Genomic DNA, 19,919 nt, shown 5'->3' with positions numbered 1-19,919 from the left:
CCGGAGCGGGCAGAGGCACACCGCCAGGCCGGCCGTTCCATCGGGCCCCGCTGCCGAGCGGTGCTGCTGTGCGCCATCGGCTTGCTGGTTCCCACGGTGTTCGGCCAGACCCAGCCGCACTTGAACCGACCGGTCCGCGGGGGAATGCCGGGTCTGCCCATCCTGACGGGGGTCGAGCTGACGACCAACGGGTTGCGACTGACCTGGGAGGGCCCGCCGGGCTATTACCGGATCGAGTATCGGACGGACCTGAACGGGGCCTGGCGGCCGTTGGGGCCGGCGACCCATTATCTGCGCGCGGCCACGATCACCGGTCTGACCAGTAATGCGTTTTTCCGCGTGGTCGGCCCGGCACCGCAGTATGCCGGGGCCGAGGCGTGCGCCGTTTGTCACGAGGAAATCCATGCGCAGGAACTGCAGACCCGCCATGCCGGCGCGCTGGCCACGCTGGAGCGCATCGGCCAAGCCAACAACCCCGCCTGTCTGCCCTGTCACACGGTGGGCCACGGGCTGCCGACCGGTTTTGTCAGCGCCACGCAGACGCCGCATCTCGGCGGAGTGCAATGCGAAAGCTGTCACGGCCCCGCAGCGCAACACGCCGCCAACGAGACCGATCCCGTGTTTCGGCCCCGCGTGGAACTGGCCGCGCAAATGTGCGGCGGATGCCACAACCAGGACAGTCACAAGCCGCACTTCGAACAATGGGCCGAGTCCGGGCATGCCCTTGTCACAGAGGACATGAACCCGCCCGGCCGCATCAACAGCTGCGGCCGATGCCACTCCGGTGCGTCCCGGATGGCCCTGCTGCGCGGGGAAGATCCCGCCCTGACCGTCGCCGGGGACGCCAACCAACCGATCACGTGCGTTGTTTGCCACGACCCGCATCGAAAGACGCCGCATCCGGCCCAACTCCGCAATCCGCTCGTTTCCTTTGTGGATTATTCCCTGGCGCCCGGGGATGATTTTGGTCGCAGTTACAACCCCGACGTTCAGATTTGCGCGCAGTGCCACAACCAGCGCGGGGCCACATGGACGAGCAATGCGCGGCCGCCGCACTACTCGCCCCAGTACAACATGCTGCTCGGCACGGCGGGCCTGTGGGCCGGGTCGGAGGCACCGGTCCCCGCCACGCATGCGCGGCTGGAAAAACAATGCGTCAGCTGTCACATGGTCACGGAGGGCGGTACCGATGCGGCTCATCCGGCGTTCAGCGGGCATACGTTTGCGGTGCGATCTTACGACGGTTGCCGCAGTTGCCATCCGGAGCCCGGGACCCTGGTGGAGTTCACGCAGCTTTCGGTGGCGCTTCACATTCAGCGGGTGAAGGCCGCGCTCGATTTCTGGGCCATCACGAGGGCACCGGAACCGCTCCGCAAGTACGGATCCCTGGCCTGGGAATATGCCGTTCCCGGGAAACTGTCGAATCCGACCGGGGTCGCTCAGGTGCAGGGTCCGCGCAGCAGCACCAACCCGGCCCAGGACGAGCAGCGCTGGATTCCCGAGCGGATTCGCAAGGCGCGATTCAATCTGTATCTGGTCGTGCAGGACGGCAGTTACGGAGTCCACCACGGACCCCACACCGCGGCGCTTTTGGACACGGCGCTGCAGTGGGTGGCGGAAGAACTGGGCATGACCCGTGCCGCCGTCGCCGCGGCCGTGAAGGTTGAAGACACGGGAAACCCACCATGACTACCCCGGGGCACCAGCAGTCAGGACAACATGGCGGGCCGGGTGTGGAACGGCCCTGGCGCCGGCTGATGCGCAGCTGGCTCTGGTTGCCGGTGGCCTTGAGCGGGCTGATGGCAGCCGGGCTGGCCTGTCGAACGGTCAACCGATCGGTGGTCGTGCTGCCGGAGGTGCCCGGGGCCACCTACGTGGGCAACAAGGAATGCGAAACCTGTCATGAAGAAATCGTGCGGGATTTCGTCACGGCGGATCATGCGCGGCTCATGGCCGAGGGACCACGCGCCTTGAGCGTGGGTTGCGAGTCCTGTCACGGTCCCGGCAGCTTGCACGTGGAATCCGGGGGCGAGGTGAAGCCTCCGTACAGTTTCAGCGCGGGTCGTCCCGCGCCGGCGGGGGATCATCCCTGGACGGCACGGCCGCAGGCACGAGCCGTGGAGGAAGCCTGTTACCGATGCCATGGCCACGTCCGTGCCCAGTTCAATCTGCCCTCGCATCACCCGCTGCCCGAGGGCCGCATGAGCTGTACCGACTGTCATCCGCCGCACAAGGGCCTGGCGCACAAGGGGGGCAGCACGCAGTTGCGGGTCGCGGAGGAGACCTGCCTGGAGTGCCACCCGGCCCAGCGCGGTCCGTTTGTCTTCGAACATGAGGCGTTGCGCGAGGGTTGCAGCGTTTGTCACACCCCGCACGGCAGCATTCATCCCAAGCTGCTGGTCACGCGGGATTCAAATCTCTGCCTGCGCTGCCACTTCCAGCAGGTCCAGGGAGGCGTGCTGCGGATCGGGGGTGTGGACCATACGACGCGCGTTCGCCAGGGGACGTGCTGGACGGCCGGCTGTCACGAGGCCGTGCATGGGTCGCGGGTGAATTCGTCGCTGCGGTTTTGAGGTGCCATGAGAACGTTCCGTGGGAAGCGTCGGCGTCCGGGGAACTGGTCGTGGAGCACGGCCCTGGGCCTGAGCCTGGCGATGGTCCCGGCGGCTGCGTGGGGAGCCGCCTCCCGGGCGGAGGCCGACTCCGCCGCGGAGCCGGAGACCCCTGCGACCCAGCCATCCGGGGCCAGCGAGGAGACCGGCGAGGCGGCCTCGGCAGAGGCAAGCACCTTGTCGCCGCAAGAGTGGTTCGAAGGCGGCACCGAGAGCTTGAACAACTGGATCGAGTTTGCCTTCGGCGGGTTGTTCACCCGGGGCAACCGCGGGGAAGCGCAAAGTCGCCACCAGTTGCGGGACGGCCTCTTCGGCGGCATCCAAGACCTGCATTACCAGACTGAGATCGCCAAGAACACGCAGCTGAGCCTCGACGGTCGCGCGTTGTTCGACGAGCGGGATTACCGATTGTCGCTGGCTTTGAGCCGGGAGGAGGTGTGGTCCCTGCGTCTGTACGCCGAACAATCCCGCCTCTGGTCCAACGCCGCCGGAGGCGGCTACGGCCCCTCCGGGCGCTGGTACGGTTTCCCGGGCGAAGAGGCATGGGGCCTGGACCGGACCACGCTGGGGATCGAGGCCAGTCTGAGTTTGAAGAATCTGCCCCGGGCCAGCTTCCGCTACCAGCACCTCACCCGCAGCGGCTTGCGGGACACGACCACGTGGGGGATGGCCCATCCCTCCGACGCGGATCCCGCTCGGACTCTCGGAGTGGCGCCGGCCTTCTACGATCTGGACGAGCGCGTGGACCGGTTCGAGCTGGATCTCACCCATCGGATCAAGAAAACCGACGTGGGACTGGGCCTCCGTTACGAGACCGCCGACCTGGACAACGCACGCAAGGTCCTGGAGTTCCCGGGCGAACCGGTGGAACGAAAGCTCACCGACCGCCAGGGCACTCAATACGATCTGTTCAGCGCGCATGCGTGGACGGAAACGTGGCTGCGCAAGAACCTGTTTCTCTCGACCGGCTACCTGTATGCGCACTTGGACAGCGACTTCAGCGGCAGCCGCATTTACGGCTCGGATTTCGACGTCGGCTACGTGCCCGGTTACCCCCTCGGCTACACCACGTTGACCGGAGGTGCGCAACAGCACGAGCACGTCCTGAACCTCAACCTCATGGCGCAACCTTCGCGGGCCTGGACCCTGGTGCCTTCACTGCGTGTCCAGCGCATGGACTGGGATGCGGATTCCCGGGGATGGGGCACGCAGGGCCGGGCCGGCAGCCTGTTCGCTGCGCAGTCCGAGCGAGAACTGCTCGATGTGCGGGAACGACTCGAAATCCGGTACACCGGGTTCACCAACTGGGTATGGTACGCCGTGGGGGACTGGACCCAGGGCGACGGGAATCTGGAGGAAACCGGCGGGCTCAGCCTCGTGGGCGGCACCGGCGTGGCCCCGGTCCAGCGCGAGACCGAGGATCGTCGGTGGTTCCAAAAATACGCCGTCGGCACGCGCTGGTATGCCACGCGGTGGGCCACCTTGGAGGCCGGCGGGTATTTCAAACGCCATGAGTACGATTACGATCACGAGGATGACAGCACCCCGAATGCAGGCCTGAACCGGTACCCTGCCTATCTCACCTTCCACGCTTTCGAAACCTGGGATGGGCATGTGGGGCTGACCTTGCGGCCGTGGACCCGGCTGAGCCTCCTCACCCGCTACGAGTATCAGCAAACCCGGGTGGACACCGAACCGGACGGTGTCTCGGGCCTGGGCCGACGCGAGTCCGCCGACCTGACCAGCCACATTGTCAACCAGAGCATCAGTTACACCCCGTGGTCACGCCTCACCTTGCAGGGAAGCTGGACCCGTGTCTGGAGCCGGATCGAAACTCCGGCCCACGAGGTCACCCGGGCCCTCCTGGCGTCGCAAAACAACTACTGGATGGCCCATGTCAACGCCCTGTGTGTCCTGGACGATCGTTCGGATTTGAGCGCAGGGTATTTCTACTATCGGGCCGACAACTTCGACGATGTTTGGGCCGACGGCCTGCTGCTCGGCGTGGGCGTGGAGGAACACGGGATCACGGGCAGCTGGACCCGCCGGCTCAGCATGCGCTTGCGCTTGAGCCTCCGCTACAGCTACGTTCATCACCGCGATGAAACCTTCGGCCAGTCGCGGAATTACGAGGCCCACTGGGTGGCGTCCACCCTCCAATACCGCTTCTGAAACCGGGCTGGCCCGCCCTGCCAAGCCCATGAAGTACTCTCTGTTCGGTGCGGCCGCCCTGGGCGGTCTGTTGTTGGGACTCTGGTTCGGAACTGTCGGCTGCCAAACCCCGACCTCGTCCTCCCAGGGCCTTGCCCTGTTCAATGGTCGGGACCTGGCCGGCTGGACCCATGTTCTGGAGGATCCCACGGTAAGCCGGGAAACGGTCTGGTCCGTGCGCGACGGAATTCTGATCTGCCAGGGGAAGCCGACCGGTTACCTGCGCACGACGAACCGGTTCACAAACTTTCGCCTGTTCGTGGAATACCGCTGGGCTCCGGGCAAGGAACCGTCCAACAGTGGCATCTTGACCCGGATCCAGCCTCCGGATCGGCCGCTGCCGCGCTGTATCGAGGTGCAGCTCCGCCATGGAAGCGCCGGGGACGTCCTCGGCCTGCAGGGCATGCGCGTGGCGGAAGGTCAGCCCCGGTTCTTCGAAGCCCGGGGCAACCCTGTGGCCGGTGACATCAGCGGTGTGCGCAAACTCATGGACGCCGAAAATCCGCCGGGCGAATGGAACCTGGTGGAGATCCTTGCCCGGGACGACGTGTACGCCGTGTGGGTCAATGGCAAATTGGTCAACGAGGCGCGCGGCGTCACCCGGGCCGCCGGACCGATTGGCTTGCAGTCCGAAGGAGGCGAGATTCATTTCCGGCAAGTGCGGCTGGTGCCCCTGCCCTCTCGCATCGAAGTCCGGTAGAGCCGCTGCCGCGTTTCAGCGTGACGACCACCGGGCTTGAAGCGGCGTCCCGGGAAGACCGGACATCACGATCGCCGATCAAGCCGACTCAGAACTGGTCCTCCTTGTTGGCGAACAGGAGGTTGAACGTAGTCATGGAACCGTAACAGCGGGTGATGTATTCCTGCAGCTCGACTTTCTCGGCATCCGTCAGGCGTTCGTGGCTGTTGATCTTTTGCTCCAGCACCCGCAGCTGATTTCGCATCAGCACGATTTTGTGGAAGAAGACGTCCAATGGCACCTCCTTGGTCTGCAGGGTTGGGTCGGCGGGATGCAGCACCATGCGGCCGCCGTGCCATCGGCGGGCCAGGAGAAACCGGGTTTCTCCCGGTCCCGACACACCCATGGCCTGGAGCGTGGCCGTCGCCACCTCGGCCACCAGTTGGCGTAACGGCAGATCCAGCCCGGTCAATGTGGCTTGCGGCTCGGCTGGTTCCAACCCCGCCAATTCCGGCGAAACCGCTCGCGTGCCGTCGGAAAACTCGATTTCTGCCGTCGCCCGGTTCAACGAGCGTACGATGCCGGTCCCGTATTGCGGATGGCGCACCCGCATCCCGATGTGCAGCGACTCGATGCGCATGGGCACGCTTGTAACTCAGAATCGAGGCGCGGCCAATCTTGGAAAATGGCCGGGGTTGCCCGCGTCGGCGTATTTTCGAGTGTGGAGAGACCTGAGAGATCGCTGGGATTTCGGGCTGGCTTCGGCACGGGAGAATCCAGGGAAATGGGCATTCCCCTGGGATGCTTGAATCCGGCTTCTAAAACGGCACTGCCCCCTCCGCTGTCCACGGAATGCGCGGGCGAATCCGCGCGCCGAAGGCGCCTCCGCTCCCCCGGCTCGGGGCAGCGCTCCGAAAGCACGGTGGGTCAAAGGCGCATTCGATTCATCAACCCGAGGCAGCGCCCCAGGGTTATTCGGTGCCCCAAAACCCGCCCCGCCCTGAAATGGTGCAACTCGAGGGCCCCATCGCGAGGCCCCGGTCTCCGACATCGAGTTGCGCCCCTACCGGGCGGGGTCAATTGCGGGACCCGGTGAGCCCAGGGCGTTGCCCTGGGCTGTCGAATTCCCGCCCCGTGGGGGCGCTCATACGGTGCGCTGAAAGCGCCACCTTCCCCCGGTATCGAGGCCATCCTGTTGCCCGAGGCGCGGCCCTGGGCAGGTGCCTCCACGCCCCATTGGGGCAGGCCCACGGCGCGCCGAAGGGCGAAACCTTTTGATAGCGGTGGTGGGAACCTATGCCGGCGCCGCTTGGGAGGCTTGTCGCTCCCCCCCGAGACCGCTGGTGGGCTCCCAAGGGCGCAGATCCGCAGTCCCCCGGATTTCAGCTTGTGGACACCTTTGCAAACTCGGTGGAACTTCGGGCCTGCGCGGCATGGGAAGGCCCAGGGAAGACAGCATCTCCGAGGCAGGCTTGAATCGGGGGCTGAAAAACCGAAACACCCCCTGCCCGTCCAACCGTTCGCGGCGCCACGAGATGCGAGGGCGTCGAGCTTCGAGGAGCCTCGGCAGGCACCGCCCGGCCACGGTCTTCCGCGCGCCGGCCGTGCCGTTGGCGCCTTGGTGCGGGGCTCACGGATGTGGCTGGGCCCACCGCATCGTCGTGCTTCGCCGTCGCCTTGCACGGTTCCGCCGGGTCACCTCGTTGGCCCCAACCGATCCGATGCAATCAACTGCCGGGCGTCCGATGTGCCGGCAAGAGCCGTACCTGCAGGGGAATGCTCGTGAGCGGGCGGTCGTCCATGGCGATGTCCACAGCGTAGAGGCCGGGCGCGGGAAAGGAAACCTGCTGAAGGTTGAAAATGAAGTTGCGCGTGGCGAAGTGCGTTTCTTCCGGCAGGGCGATTTCGAAGCCGATTTCCAAAGGCGGCATGACCGCGCGTCCGTCGGCGTCCATGAACATGAGCTTCAGCCGGTGGGGCCCTTCATCGGCGGTGGTGAAGGTCAGACGGAGCGCCACGGCACACTGGGGATGAACCGCCGGCATCTGCACGGCGCAAATCGTGTCGAAGGCGCCGAGCAGATTCAGTTTGCCATGATCATCCGTGGCGGCGTCGCAAAGCACGGCGACCTGAACGTTCATGGAGGCCATTCTAGGGATCCCGTCAACCGGCTGCGAGGCGGGACCGTGTCCCGGCCCCCGGGTCTGCGCGGCTCCGGGTGACCGAAGAGGCTGCCGAAGCAGTGCAGGAGCGAGGCTCCCCCGGGCGCGTTCTGCCCTCCGCTGCAGAGGGAAGTCTGCAGAAGGCGTCGCGTTCACAGGCGGCGAGCCGCCCGGACGTGAGCATGGACGCAGCCGGTGGGAATGCTTTTGACCCGGGCATGAGGCTCTGATTAGCTGACGCGCCGTCCGCGGCGGCCGCGGAACCAGGTATCGCATGCGTCACGAAACCATCGACGAATCCACGCGTCCGTCCTATCCCCGGGGATTTCGCCTCCGCCGGGGTTGGAACTGGGGTTGGCTGGGGCTGTTGTACACGAGCTTTTACATGTGCCGGTACAACCTCTCCCTGGCCAATCCGGAAATCAGTCGAGAGTTCGGTTTCAGTCGGGAACAGGTGGGCCAGATCATCAGCGCGGCTCTGCTGGCCTATGCGTTCGGCCAGATCATCAACGGGGTGTTGGCCGACCGCCTGGGGGGCAAACGGGCCATGCTGATCGGCGCCGCCGGCACCGTGGTGATGAACCTGTGCTTCGGCGCCGCCTCTTTCCTGGGGATGTTGGGTTTGTTCGTGGCCATCCGGGCACTGGACGGGTATCTGCAGTCCTTCGGGGCCCCGGGCATGGTAAAAATCAACACCGCCTGGTTTGCGCGGCGGGAACGCGGTCGGTTTTCCGGCATTTTTGGGTTCATGATCAACCTGGGGCGGTTCGGCATATTCACCCTGGGGCCGGCCTTGTTGGCGGGCTTCAGTGTATGGGGTCTGCTCCAGGTCCCTCCGCTGCACTGGCGCTGGCTGTTTTGGGTGCCGTCAGTGATTTGTGCCGTCGTAGCGGTGGCCGTGGCGATCTGGGTGAAGGAAACTCCGGAACAGGCCGGCTATCCCGGAGTAATTCCGGATACCTCGCCTGCGAGCCCGCTCCGGGAAACGGCTCCGGCCGGGGCGGATGTGCGGGCGGGGTTCCGGGAAGTTCTGCTGACGATTGCCACGAAGCCGGTGGTTTGGATCACGGCCCTGGCGTACGCCTGCACCGGTGCGGTGCGGCAGGCCGTGGACCAGTGGTTCCCGCGCTACATGCAGGATCTTTATCACGTGGACCTGCGGTCTCCCGAATTCCAGTTCCTGGCCTTCTTGATCCCGTTCATGGCTTCGACGGGATCGCTGCTGGCCGGGTATCTCTCCGACACGGTTTTCAAAGGGCGGCGCGCGCCGGTGGCGGCCCTGCTTTATTTTCTGGAGACTTCCATCATCCTCCTGGCCGCTCAATTTCACGGGGTCACGGCCGCCATTGTGTTTCTGGTCTTGATTTCGTTCACCGCCAACTCGACGCATTCGATTCTGGGCAGCGCGGCGCCGATGGACATCGGAGGCCGTCGCATGTCCGGGTTCGCCCTCGGCTTGATCAACTCGTTTCAGTACTTCGGCGGCAGCCTGGCGGGGATGCTGTTGGGCCGTCTGTTGGACCGGGATCTGGGGAACTACTTTTACTTCATGGCGCCGTTTGGCCTGATCGGAGGCTTGTTGATGCTGACGGCCCGTGGCAAGTTCTCGCACACACCGCCTGCGGTCGGCGCGACGCGCACGTGAGCATGGCCCGCACGCCGGGTCGGCCGCCGGCCAACCTTGACCAGCAACCATGAACACGCACACCGATCTCCCCGGCCCGAAGACCCCGCAACCGACGTCCTCCGATCCCCGTGGTGCGCAACCCGGGGTACCGAATGGCACCCCGGGGCTGAGCCGACGCCGCTTTCTGGCCGGCACCGCGGCGGTCACCGGGTTGACCCTGATCCAGCCAAACTGGATCCGCAGCACCGCGGCCAACAGCGCCATCCGGCTCGGGTTGATCGGCTGCGGCGGTCGCGGCCTGTGGATCGGCGATCTGTTCCTCAAACACGGCGGGTATCGCATCACCGCCGTGGCGGATTATTTCGCAGAGCGAGTCGCGCAGGCCGGCCAGAAGTTCGGCGTGCCCGAGACTGCGCGGTTCACCGGTCTGAAGGGCTACCTGCGGCTTCTGGAACAGCCGGTCGATGCCGTGGTCATCGAAACGCCGCCCTATTTTCATCCCGCGCAGGCGGCGGATGCCGTCGAAGCCGGGAAACACGTTTTCCTGGCCAAGCCCGTGGCGGTGGACGTGCCGGGCTGCCGCCGGATCGAGGCTGCCGGCCGACGTGCCACGGAGAAACGCCTTTGTTTCCTGGTCGATTTTCAAACGCGCGCGCATCCCTCCTACCAGGAGGCCGTCCGCCGCGTACAGCAGGGGATGATCGGTCGCCTCGTCAACGGGGAGGCCAGCTACCTCTGCGGGCCCACCTGGCAACACATGGACCGGCTGTTGCGCAGCGACCCGAACAACCCCGAGGTCCGACTCCGTGCCTGGGGAGTGGACCGCAAACTCAGCGGCGATGTCATCGTGGAGCAAAACATCCACGCCATCGACGTGGCCACGTGGTTTCTCGACGCCGCACCGCTCTGGGCCTGGGGCTCCGGCGGCCGCAAGCGGGACTTCGTGGGCGATTGCTGGGATCATTTCGCCTGCGTGTTCTACTTCCCGGGCGACCTGCTCGTGAGTTTCCTGTCCAAACAGGTCGGCTCGGGCATCGACGACATCATGTGTCGGGTCTACGGGTTCAAGGGCTACGCGGACACCCATTATTTCGGGCGGGTGCTGGTGCGCGCGGATGACGACCTCTTCAACGGCGGGGAGCTGGGGAATCTGTACACCGACGGGGCCGTGTTGAACATCGCCACCTTCCATCGCAGCATCGTCGAGGGCGACTTCTCCAACCCCACCGTGGCGCCCAGCGTGCGCAGCAACCTGACGGCCATCCTGGGCCGCACGGCTGCCTACCGCCGCGGCATGGTGACCTGGGAGGAAATGCTCAAGGCCGACGAAGCCTGGGAAGTGGACCTCCGCGGATTGAAAGATTAGGGCGGATCTGATTCGGCGCGGACCGGAAACCAAAAGTCACTTGCAGCGCCTCCGTTCCGAGGCCAAGGTTGGGCCGTTGAATCACCGGCTGCGCCACCACCGCCAGTCTGAATGGAAGGCTTGTGAATCCACCCCGAAAGCCGAACTTTCAATCGCGGGCCGCAAAGCCTGCACCGCTCATCCCTGGCCCGCTGGGGCGGAGGGGTGAGTGCCGATATGGTTCCATTCCGCTCGGTTTCGCCGTGGTGACGATCGGCCTCCTCTGCGGCCACGGTCAGCCCGGGTTCGCTCAACCCACCGTGCCGCAGGCGCCCCCGCCCGCACCTCCCATTGAAATCGCGCCCGCGCACGGTCCCCAGCCCGGTCCGCCGCAACCGCCGCCCGGCGCCACGCTCTGGCCCTCAGGCGATCCCACGGATGAGGAACAACTTTACCTGGAGCTCATCAACCGGGCCCGCGCCAATCCGGTCGCCGAAGCAGTGCGACTGGCCGCCACCACCGACCCCGACGTGCGGAACGCATACACCTTTTTCAATGTGGACCTGAACAAGTTCCAGACCGACCTTGCGTCCCTGCCTCCGACGCCGCCCCTGGCCATGAACGCGCAACTCCTGGCTGCGGCGCGCGCGCACGCCCGGGACATGGCCACCAACGCTTTTCAGGGCCACATCGGCACCGACGGCACCAATCCGGGCGACCGCATCACGCGGGCGGGCTACCTCTGGTCCACGTACGGGGAAAACGTTTATGCCTATGCCAAGTCCGTCTTCCACGGATACGCGGGCTTCGAAGTGGACTGGGGAAACGGTCCCGGCGGCATGCAGGATCCCCCCGGACACCGTCTCAACATCCACCACGCCGCCTTTCGCGAGGTGGGGATCGGCGTCGTGAACCTGACCAACGCCGCCGTGGGGCCCCAAGTGGTGACGCAGGATTTCGCCACGCGGCAGGGCGCAACTCCCCTGATCACCGGCGTGGTCTACTACGACCTGAACGGCAACGGTTTTTACGATGTGGGCGAGGGCATCGGCGGGGTCCTGGTGACCGCAGCCGGCAGTTCGTGGTATGCCCTGACCCCCGCTTCCGGCGGCTACGCGATCCCGGTAACCACCAACGGGACGTATCGAATTCACTTCAGCGCTCCGGGACTCAGCCACGAAGCCACCGCCACCGTGGCGGCCCAGGCAAACGTCAAAGTCGATTTTGTTCCCTTGTACACCCCGCCCCAACCCGCCGGGCCGGACGTGGCTGCGCTCACCAACGACAACCGGTACCTCTGCGGTACCGTCGGCGGCGCCACCAACTACCAGTGGGAAACCAGCCGGCTGTTGTCGGGCACCTTCCAGGAAGGCGCGGAAGGAGACCTCGGTCAGGTAAGCTTCAACTTCTCCCCCGGGTACAACCCGCGGGTCACCGATCGGGTCTCGTCCGGGACTTACGCCTTCCATTTCGCGCATCCGACCCCGCCATCGGCTCAAGTCCTCGAGCTCACGCCCGTGTTCTGGGTGCGGAGCAATGCGCAGGTCCGGTTCGCCTCACGACTCGGCTGGGCCACGACGAATCAGGTGGCCCGGGTCCAAATCTCGATCGACGGCGGGCGGAGCTGGTCGGATCTCTGGTCCCGGGCCGGCACGGGCACCAGTGGGGATCCCGTGTTTGGCACGGTGACGCTGGGGCTGGCCGCCTTCGCGGGTCACGCGGTCCGGCTGCGGTTCGCTTACGACTATTTGGGCGGCACGTACTACTACCAGACCAGCAGCGACGTCGGGTGGCTGTTGGACGACATCCTCCTCACCGGGGCCGATCGTGTACAGCTCGTGGCTGTGCAGGAAACGGGTGAAGCACCGGCCTTTGTGTTTCGGCCCGACCAGGCGGGGGCCTATCTGCTCCGGGTCCGGGCTCAACTGCCGGGCCGATGGTTGCCCTGGGGCCCGGTGCGCGAAGTACAGGTCCAGCCCTTGCCCCCGATGTTGCTGAGGTTCGAGGGACGTCCCGCGGTGGCTGCCGGTCGTTTCGAAGTGAACTTCCGCGTCACGCATCCGCGCACCGGCGTGATCTACCGCCTCTGGTCGGCCACCACCCCTCAGGGGCCGTGGAGCGAGGTGACCAACGCGGTGTTCGGGATGGTGTCCGGCCCGGATCTGTGGAAGGTCTCGGCACCGACCGGTGCAGCGCGGGCTTTCTACCGCCTGAGTGCCAACTGAGGCGCGGTTGTTCCGCCCCGGCCCCCGCGGCGGGACCAGGTCAGATGGTGCGCGAGTGTCGCCGCTGCTCGGGCGGAGGCAGGGTGTTGTCAAAGCACATGGCGATGTTGCGGATGAACAGGCGCCCGGTATCGGTGACCTCGAACCCTCCCGGCCGCCGACGGATCAACCCATCGGCTTCCAACGGAGCCAGTGCCTCCAGCTCCGCGGCAAAATGTTTTTCGAAGTCCACTCCCAGCCGGGCGGACATCGCGGCGTAGTCCAGCGAAAGATCGCACATCACGCGCATGATGGTTTCCCGGCGCCGTTGGTCCTCCTCCGTAAGGAAATAGGCCCGGTGCAGGGGCACTTCGCCGGCGTGGACCGCCCGTTCGTAAGCGGGGAGTTCTTTCTGGTTCTGCCAGTACATGTCGGGCGTCTGGGAGATGCTGGACATGCCGAAGGCGTAGATGTCCGCGCCGGCCCGTGTGCTGTAGCCCTGGAAGTTGCGTTGCAGCTTGTGCTCCCGCTGGGCCACCGCCAGCTCGTCCTGCGGCAGAGCAAAATGGTCCATGCCGATGTAGACGTAGCCGCCATCGCGGGTCAGTCGTTCGATCACAAGCTTCAGCAACTGCAATTTGGTTTCCGGGGTGGGCAACAGCCGCTGCTTTTCCAGAATCCGCTGGGCGGGCTTGATCCAGGGCACGTGCGCATAGCTGAAGACGGCCAGGCGATCCGGCTTCAGCTCCAGGACGATGTCCAGGGTGCGGTTGAAGGATTCGACCGTTTGGTGCGGCAACCCGTAGATGAGGTCGAGGTTGATGGACTGAAAGCCCAGCTCGCGCATCCAGGTCAGCACCTGCTCCGTCAGTTCCCTCGGCTGGATCCGGTGCACCGCCTGTTGAACCCGCGGATCGAAGTCCTGCACGCCCATGGAGGCGCGATTGAAACCGATCTCGCGCAACGCCACCAGGTGCTCGCGCGTCAGGCGGCGCGGATCCACCTCGACGCCGGCCTCCACATCCGGCGCCAACTGGAAATGCTGATGGATGATCTGGCCCAGCCGCCGGATTTCGTCCGGTCGCAGGAACGTGGGCGAGCCGCCCCCCCAGTGGAGCTGCACCACGCGCCGGCGCGGGTTCAACAGGGTGGCCATGCGAGCGACCTCGCGACCCAGCGTCTCGACGTACTCCCGGCCCTTGTCGTGGTTCAGCGTGATGACCGTGGTACAGCCGCAAAACCAGCACAGCGTCTCGCAGAAGGGAATGTGAAAGTAAAGCGACAGGTCCCGGTCCGTCTGGTTGTTTTGACGAATGCGGGTCTCCACCTCGCTCCAGGGGATGCCCTCCCGGAAATGATTGGCGGGCGGGAACGAGGTGTAACGCGGACCCGGCACGTTGTACTTTCGCACCAGATCCAGGTCCACATGCAGCATCGTCATCGACGAAATGTATCGGAGCCGGCGGCCCCTGCAAATCCTTGAACGGTCTCGACCAGGGCCTGCAGGGCGTCGAGGCGCGCATTCGGGGGCACACCGTGGCCCAGATTGAAGATGTAGCCGGGCCGACCGGCCATGGCCTCGAGGAGTCGGCGCGTCTCACGCCCCACGATGTCGGCCCCCAGCGTCAGAAGAAACGGATCCAGATTGCCCTGCACCGCCACGGAAGCCGGCCATTGACGCGCCAGGACGGGCAGGTCCACCTGCCAGTCCACGCCGATCACCTGCGCACCCAGGTCGGCCAGGGCGAACCAGTCGCCATGAAACCCGCGCGCGAACAGGATTACCGGCACCCGCCCCGCCACCCGCTCGATGAGGCGGCGCAGCCACGGAAAGGCGGCTTCCTGGTAGAGTCGCGGCGGCAGTTCCCCCGCCAGGCTGTCGAACAACTGCACCGCGTCCACGCCGGCCTCGATCTGCAGCGACAGCGCCTCCCCGACGGCCGCCGTAAACAGCTCCATCAATGCGTCGAACCAACGACGGTCCTCGAACCAGAGGCGTTTGGCTCGATCCCACGAATCGGCACTGCCACCTTCGAGGGCAAAATTGATCAGCGTCCAAGGTGCCCCCGCAAAACCCAGCAGAGCCGTCCGATCCCCCAATTCCCGGCGAAGCAGTCGTAATGCCTCGGCGATGTATTGCAGGCGTTCGCGAACCCGGCCGGGCTCGAGCCGCTGCAAATCCCGCGGCTCTTCCAGGGCGAATTCCATGGCGATCCCGCCCTCGTCGCGAAACCGGTAGGCCTGCCCCAGGCCTTCGTTCACGACAAGGATGTCGCTGAACAGGATGGCGGCGTCGAAACCAAAGCGTCGGATCGGCTGCAGCGTCACCTCGGCGGCCAGCTCCGGAGTCCGTACCAGTCCGAGGAATCCATATCGCTCCTTCAAAGCACGGTACTCGGGCAATGCCCGCCCCGCCTGCCGCATCAACCACACCGGGGGACGATCCACCGCCTTGCCATGGCAGGCCGCCAGAAACCGTTCACGACTCGTCATGCACGTGGCCCCCCAGAGTGGGGCACCCACTTCCGGGGAGCAAGCTTTCGGCTCGTCACCCACGCGGCGTTTTCGCCGGCCCAAGAGGCCGGCGGATGGAAGCCCCTGGTACAAGGACCCTGCAATCCCCACACGCCCGCGCCCGGTGCCTTCGACGGTGCCCGGGCAGGAGCCTCGGCGCCCGGCTGAGGCCGGCCCGGCTACATCGTGTTCCCCTGGCCTTCAAACCCGACGGGTTCCAGCTTTGCCCCGGAGCCGTCCCCCCGCCCGAATTTGACCCGTGCCCATGCCGCGGCTAATAACAAGCGCCATGCATGGCTGGGACTCCAGCAACCGACGGCGCCCGGGTGGGCGCAAGCCACGGCTCCCGATCGGGGCCGGTCGCTGAACCATGAGTATCCGCATCGCCGCCATCGAAACGTTCCCCGTGGTGTATCCCACCCGGGGATGGTTCAAGTTCCTGGAGGGGCCCAAGGGGCGGCCCGGAGGCCGTCCGTCGGTCGTGGTCAAAATCACCGCGGACAACGGAGCCGTCGGCTGGGGTCAAAGCATTCCGTTGCACCGGTGGAGCTATGAAACGCTCGAGACCGTGCAGACCACGATCGAGCACTATTTGGCGCCGGAGTTGATCGGCCTCGACGTGTTCGACCCGGAGGCGATTCAGGCTGCGATGAACCGGATCATCGCACCGTCGTTTTCCACCGGGCAACCCATCTGCAAAGCGGGCGTGGACCTGGCCCTGTTCGATTTGCGGGGACGGATCACGGGTCAGACCGCCGCCCAACAGTGGGGCCGCCCCACACGCGAGCGCCTCACACTCAGTTGGACGGTGAACGTGCGCACGCTGGCCGAAGCGGAACAAACCATCGCCGAGGGCCTGGCCGCGGGCTACCGACACTTCAACGTGAAGGTTGCGCCAGATCCCCGGTTCGACCTGGAACTGTGCCGGCTGGTCAAACGCCTCGTCCCGGAGGGGTTTTTGTGGGCCGATGCCAACGGGGGTTACGATGAATCCACGGCGCTGGAGGTGGCGCCGCGCCTGGCCGACGTGGGTGTGGCCGTGTTGGAGCAACCCCTGCCGGCGGCCCGCTTGACCGGCTACCGACGGTTGCGGCAACAGGGCGCCCTGCCCATCCTGATGGACGAAGGCATCGTCTCGAGTGTGGAACTGGAGGAGTTCATTCGGCTGGGCCTGCTGGATGGGGTAGCCATGAAAGTGGCCCGGTGCGGGGGATTGACCGAGGCACGCCGCCAAATCCAGTTGCTCGAAGCATCCGGCCTGCTGTGGCTCGGCAGCGGTCTGACCGACCCGGACCTTTCCTTGGCTGCCTGTCTCCAGCTATACGCGGCCCACGGCCTGCAGCGACCTGCCGCCCTCAACGGGCCGCAGTTCCTACAGGGCTCTATCCTCAAGCAGCCCATCCGCGTCGAGAGCGGCGAGGCCCGGGTTCCCCAAGGGCCCGGCCTTGGCGTGGAGGTGGACCCCGACCGCCTGCGTCAACCCCTGGTTTGAACGACCCGCCCATGGCCAACTCCGACACGGCTCTGCCCGCCGGGGATTTCGTCACTGCCTGGCGATTATTCATCGCACTGTCAGTTCCGGAGCCGCTCCAACGCGACTGGCACCGTTGGCAACAGTCCGCTCAACGCCGCTTGCCCGAAGGCCTTCGGTGGACGCCTGTGCATCAACTGCATTTGACCCTGCGGTTTCTCGGCGACGTGGCCTGCGAGGAGGTGTCACGGCTGACGGAGGCGCTCCAGCGTGCCTGCGCGTCGGTGCCGCCGTTCACCCTGGCCTTTCAAAACCTGGGCTGCTTCCCCTCCCTCGAGCGCCCGCGCGTGCTGTGGGCGGGGTTGGGCGGGGAGGTGACGCGGTTGAGCACGCTCCAGCAACGCATCCAGGCAGAGACCCGGCCCTGGGGACAAACCGAAGACCGACCCTTCGTCGCCCACCTGACGCTGGCACGGGTTCGCGAGGGCAGCCCCGCCGCCCGGCAGGGGCTGGCGAAACACCTCGTCCGCCTGCCCTCCCTGCCAAGGGCATCGTGGTCCGTCGATGTCGTCATCCTGTACCGCAGCCAGCTTCAACCCGGCGGAGCCATTCACACCGAGCTTTCCCGGTGCGCCTTGCGCGCTTGAGCCATCCCCGGCAGCCTTGACCCCGAAGCGTTGATTCGCCCAACCTGAACCGGTGGAACCCAAACCCTGGGTGGTGGCCCACACCCGGCCCCGCTGCGAAAAGAAACTCAAACAACATTGCGACCGCGAAGGTGTCGAGGCGACGCTGCCCCTGGTACCCTCGGCCCATCGGTACCGCGGCAAAGTGGTCGTTTTCGAAAAGCCGCTCTTCCCCGGCTACGTGTTCCTGAGGCTGACACGGGACCAACGTCGGTCCGTGCTGGCCAGCGACTACGTGGCCAACCTGCTCGATGTGTTCGATCAGGAGCTGTTCGAGCGCCAGCTGCAAGAGATCCTGTTTGCCCTGCAGGCCGGGTGCGAGGTGCGCCTGGCACCCAAGATCGGGAAGGGCACGCGGGTCATCATCAAGAGTGGCCCCCTCCGCGGCCTGGAGGGATGGGTGGAGGAGCGTTACGGGCCCAACATCGTGCTGCTGCGTCTGGACTTCATCGGCCAGGCGGCTGCAGTGAAACTGGACGTCTGCGAGTTGGAACCGGCTTGAACTGCGTCCGGATCCGACCCCGGGGAACGGCCCGTAGTGCTCGGAATCTTTAAGAGGCGACCCGCCCCGGGCTCAATACACCCGCTGCACCCGGTAGAGCCGAATCGGAACCGTCGGGTCGGCCTGGTCCTTCCAAATCAGCTCGGTTCCCGTGGCCATCAGGTCAGGCGAAGCGATCTGCCAATTCGGATCGTCCCAGCGGGTCTTATACACCAGCCGATAGACGGCGCCGGGGGTGGCCTCCCACACCAGGCGCATGGTGTCCCCACGTTGTCGCACGACGCCGAAGCGGACCGGTTCCAAGGGGACGGCTCCCGGAGCCACCGGCTGAAACTCGGCCGATCGCGTGATCAGAACCTTGTCCACCCGGAGTCGGTTATCCATCAGCCGGATCGAAACGCTCCGCGCACCCGCGTTCAAGGAGAGGGAAACCGGCGGCAGGGTCCCACCCGGCGGTGCGTAAAACCCGCCCGTGGGCACTACGCGCAATTGCATCCATTCCCAGTTTTGCGCCCCCGAGGGTTGCAGCTGGCCGGCGATCTCGCCCCCTCCGTCCACGGACAAGAACACCTGCGCAGCCGTCCCGTCCACGGTGGCGCCACGAACCCATACGATATAAGTCCCGGAGTCGGGCACCTGCACCGTATGCGTCACCTGGCCCGAACCGATACTGCCTCCCTGAACGTAGGCCGCTGCGTTGGTGGGCGAGTCGGAGGCGCCCGTCTGCTGCGTCACCAGGCTGCCTTGCGCCACGCCGTCTTCCGCTTCCCATACCAGGCCGTACTGGTCCGGCGGAGGAGCCGGCAACACCAGGACCGTCACCGGGTCCGCACCCTCGAGTTCGCCATCTGAGGCGACCAAACGGAGCACATACTCGCCAGGTTCACTGAACCTTGCCTCCGTGTGCAGACCCGTCGGAGCGCTGAACTCCACCTGGCCCGGTCCGGTGACCACTTCCCACCGGAAAACAAGTCCCGCCTCCCCCAAGGGCAGGCCATCGTCCTCCACCCGGCTTACCAGCACCGCTGCTTCGGTGACCTCGATCGTCTGGTCCGGCCCGGCGCGGACCACCGGCGCACGGTTCCCCGGAGTGACCGATTGCACGGTGATCACCACCTCGTCGACGGCGCTCAGCTCTCCGTCGCTGGCGACCAGTCGGAACACGTACACGCCCGGCTCGCTGAAGCCGACTTGGACCACCAGCGCATTGGTCGCACTGAACTGCACCGGGGCCGGCCCGCTGACCAGTTCCCACCACGCCGTCAATTGTCCCGGCACCAACGGCAGACCATCGTCGCCCGCCTGTCCAGCCAACACAACCCCGCCGGGCAGTCGCACCGTCTGATCCGGTCCGGCATCGACCACAGGGGCCTGGTTGATCGGGAGAGGCGGCTCTACCCTCACGGCCACCTCATCAGTTGCGCTCAGCTCTCCGTCGCTGGCGACCAGTCGGAACACGTACACGCCCGGCTCGCTGAAGCCGACTTGGACCACCAGTGCATTGGTGGCACTGAACTGCACCGGGACCGGCCCACTGACCAGTTCCCACCACGCCGTCAATTGTCCCGGCACCAACGGCAGACCATCGTCGCCCGCCTGTCCGGCCAACACAGCCCCACCGGGCAGTCGCACCGTCTGATCCGGTCCGGCATCGACCACAGGGGCCTGGTTGATCGGGAGAGGCGGCTCTACCGTCACGGCCACCTCATCAGTTGCGCTCAGTTCTCCGTCGCTGGCGACCAGTCGGAACACGTACACGCCCGGCTCGCTGAAGCCCACTTCAACCACCAGTGCATTGGTGGCACTGAACTGCACCGGGGCCGGCCCACTGACCAGTTCCCACCACGCCGTCAATTGTCCCGGCACCAACGGCAGACCATCGTCGCCCGCCTGTCCGGCCAACACA

The 19,919-nt window shown here is 65.9% G+C and carries 15 protein-coding genes; 10 read left to right on the top strand and 5 right to left on the bottom strand.

What is annotated here, in order from left to right; all coding sequences use genetic code 11:
- Window positions 1-60: 60 nt before the first annotated feature.
- The 4 genes from ACPDIT_RS12175 to ACPDIT_RS12160 are packed head-to-tail and all read left to right on the top strand — an operon-like array spanning window position 61 to window position 5,523.
- Window positions 61-1,689, top strand: a complete 1,629-nt coding sequence (locus ACPDIT_RS12175; protein ID WP_423443867.1) for a multiheme c-type cytochrome — start codon at window positions 61-63, stop codon at window positions 1,687-1,689.
- Window positions 1,686-2,573, top strand: a complete 888-nt coding sequence (locus ACPDIT_RS12170; RefSeq protein ID WP_423443865.1) for a cytochrome c3 family protein — start codon at window positions 1,686-1,688, stop codon at window positions 2,571-2,573. The genes ACPDIT_RS12175 and ACPDIT_RS12170 overlap by 4 nt, the downstream gene beginning before the upstream one ends.
- Before the next feature lie 6 nt (window positions 2,574-2,579).
- Window positions 2,580-4,784 (top strand): hypothetical protein, encoded by a 2,205-nt coding sequence (locus tag ACPDIT_RS12165; RefSeq protein WP_423443863.1) that lies wholly within the window; start codon window positions 2,580-2,582, stop codon window positions 4,782-4,784.
- Between the two features lie 28 nt (window positions 4,785-4,812).
- Entirely contained in the window at window positions 4,813-5,523 is a 711-nt protein-coding gene (locus ACPDIT_RS12160) for a 3-keto-disaccharide hydrolase (RefSeq protein ID WP_423443861.1), read from the top strand.
- Between the two features lie 88 nt (window positions 5,524-5,611).
- On the opposite strand, the gene ACPDIT_RS12155 is transcribed toward ACPDIT_RS12160, so the two are convergent.
- A complete protein-coding gene (locus tag ACPDIT_RS12155) occupies window positions 5,612-6,142 on the bottom strand; it encodes a hypothetical protein (protein ID WP_423443858.1) in 531 nt (176 codons plus the stop codon).
- Between the two features lie 1,087 nt (window positions 6,143-7,229).
- Window positions 7,230-7,643: a DUF6941 family protein gene (locus tag ACPDIT_RS12150; protein WP_423443857.1), complete on the bottom strand. Its 414-nt coding sequence runs from the start codon at window positions 7,641-7,643 to the stop codon at window positions 7,230-7,232.
- Between the two features lie 295 nt (window positions 7,644-7,938).
- On the opposite strand from ACPDIT_RS12150, the gene ACPDIT_RS12145 reads away from it, so the two are divergent.
- The 3 genes from ACPDIT_RS12145 (at window position 7,939) to ACPDIT_RS12135 (ending at window position 12,861) form a co-directional block, all read left to right on the top strand.
- Window positions 7,939-9,309: an MFS transporter gene (locus tag ACPDIT_RS12145; protein ID WP_423443855.1), complete on the top strand. Its 1,371-nt coding sequence runs from the start codon at window positions 7,939-7,941 to the stop codon at window positions 9,307-9,309.
- 49 nt (window positions 9,310-9,358) lie between these two features.
- On the top strand, window positions 9,359-10,657 hold the full coding sequence (locus tag ACPDIT_RS12140; protein ID WP_423443853.1) for a Gfo/Idh/MocA family protein: 1,299 nt from the start codon (window positions 9,359-9,361) through the stop codon (window positions 10,655-10,657).
- A 242-nt stretch (window positions 10,658-10,899) separates the two neighbouring features.
- Window positions 10,900-12,861 carry a CAP domain-containing protein gene (locus ACPDIT_RS12135; protein ID WP_423443851.1) on the top strand — a complete coding sequence of 654 codons (1,962 nt, stop codon included), beginning with the start codon at window positions 10,900-10,902 and terminating at the stop codon, window positions 12,859-12,861.
- Between the two features lie 40 nt (window positions 12,862-12,901).
- Here the strand turns inward: ACPDIT_RS12135 and hemN are convergent, their stop codons facing one another.
- A complete protein-coding gene (gene hemN / locus ACPDIT_RS12130) occupies window positions 12,902-14,281 on the bottom strand; it encodes an oxygen-independent coproporphyrinogen III oxidase (protein WP_423443849.1) in 1,380 nt (459 codons plus the stop codon).
- Window positions 14,278-15,333, bottom strand: coding sequence for a uroporphyrinogen decarboxylase (gene hemE / locus ACPDIT_RS12125; RefSeq protein ID WP_423443847.1), 1,056 nt, complete (start codon window positions 15,331-15,333; stop codon window positions 14,278-14,280). The genes hemN and hemE overlap by 4 nt, the downstream gene beginning before the upstream one ends.
- Window positions 15,334-15,724: 391 nt before the next feature.
- On the opposite strand from hemE, the gene ACPDIT_RS12120 reads away from it, so the two are divergent.
- From ACPDIT_RS12120 to nusG, 3 genes are read left to right on the top strand one after another with little or no spacing between them, the layout of a single operon-like run.
- Complete coding sequence (locus tag ACPDIT_RS12120) at window positions 15,725-16,846, top strand: mandelate racemase/muconate lactonizing enzyme family protein (protein ID WP_423443845.1); 1,122 nt, start codon at window positions 15,725-15,727, stop codon at window positions 16,844-16,846.
- 11 nt (window positions 16,847-16,857) lie between these two features.
- Window positions 16,858-17,472, top strand: a complete 615-nt coding sequence (thpR, locus tag ACPDIT_RS12115) for an RNA 2',3'-cyclic phosphodiesterase (protein WP_423443843.1) — start codon at window positions 16,858-16,860, stop codon at window positions 17,470-17,472.
- 52 nt (window positions 17,473-17,524) lie between these two features.
- Window positions 17,525-18,013 (top strand): transcription termination/antitermination protein NusG, encoded by a 489-nt coding sequence (gene nusG, locus ACPDIT_RS12110; RefSeq protein WP_423443841.1) that lies wholly within the window; start codon window positions 17,525-17,527, stop codon window positions 18,011-18,013.
- A gap of 72 nt (window positions 18,014-18,085) precedes the next feature.
- Here the strand turns inward: nusG and ACPDIT_RS12105 are convergent.
- Window positions 18,086-19,919, bottom strand: a 1,834-nt coding sequence (locus ACPDIT_RS12105) for a PKD domain-containing protein (protein ID WP_423443839.1), incomplete at its 5' end; no start/stop codon positions are given.

Source organism: Limisphaera sp. VF-2, assembly GCF_049537125.1.
In the GTDB taxonomy this organism is placed as follows: domain Bacteria; phylum Verrucomicrobiota; class Verrucomicrobiia; order Limisphaerales; family Limisphaeraceae; genus Limisphaera.
Note: the sequence above shows the minus strand (reverse complement) of the source record. Positions and strands in the feature narration are given on the sequence as shown.

Coding starts and splice junctions, on each gene's coding strand:
- thpR (WP_423443843.1), top strand. CDS start 16,858: ATGGCCAACTCCGACACGGCTCTGCCCGCCGGGGATTTCGTCACTGCC.
- ACPDIT_RS12120 (WP_423443845.1), top strand. CDS start 15,725: ATGAGTATCCGCATCGCCGCCATCGAAACGTTCCCCGTGGTGTATCCC.
- hemN (WP_423443849.1), bottom strand. CDS start 14,281: ATGACGATGCTGCATGTGGACCTGGATCTGGTGCGAAAGTACAACGTG.
- ACPDIT_RS12145 (WP_423443855.1), top strand. CDS start 7,939: ATGCGTCACGAAACCATCGACGAATCCACGCGTCCGTCCTATCCCCGG.
- ACPDIT_RS12165 (WP_423443863.1), top strand. CDS start 2,580: ATGAGAACGTTCCGTGGGAAGCGTCGGCGTCCGGGGAACTGGTCGTGG.
- ACPDIT_RS12140 (WP_423443853.1), top strand. CDS start 9,359: ATGAACACGCACACCGATCTCCCCGGCCCGAAGACCCCGCAACCGACG.
- ACPDIT_RS12150 (WP_423443857.1), bottom strand. CDS start 7,643: ATGAACGTTCAGGTCGCCGTGCTTTGCGACGCCGCCACGGATGATCAT.
- hemE (WP_423443847.1), bottom strand. CDS start 15,333: ATGACGAGTCGTGAACGGTTTCTGGCGGCCTGCCATGGCAAGGCGGTG.
- ACPDIT_RS12160 (WP_423443861.1), top strand. CDS start 4,813: ATGAAGTACTCTCTGTTCGGTGCGGCCGCCCTGGGCGGTCTGTTGTTG.
- ACPDIT_RS12155 (WP_423443858.1), bottom strand. CDS start 6,142: ATGCGCATCGAGTCGCTGCACATCGGGATGCGGGTGCGCCATCCGCAA.
- ACPDIT_RS12170 (WP_423443865.1), top strand. CDS start 1,686: ATGACTACCCCGGGGCACCAGCAGTCAGGACAACATGGCGGGCCGGGT.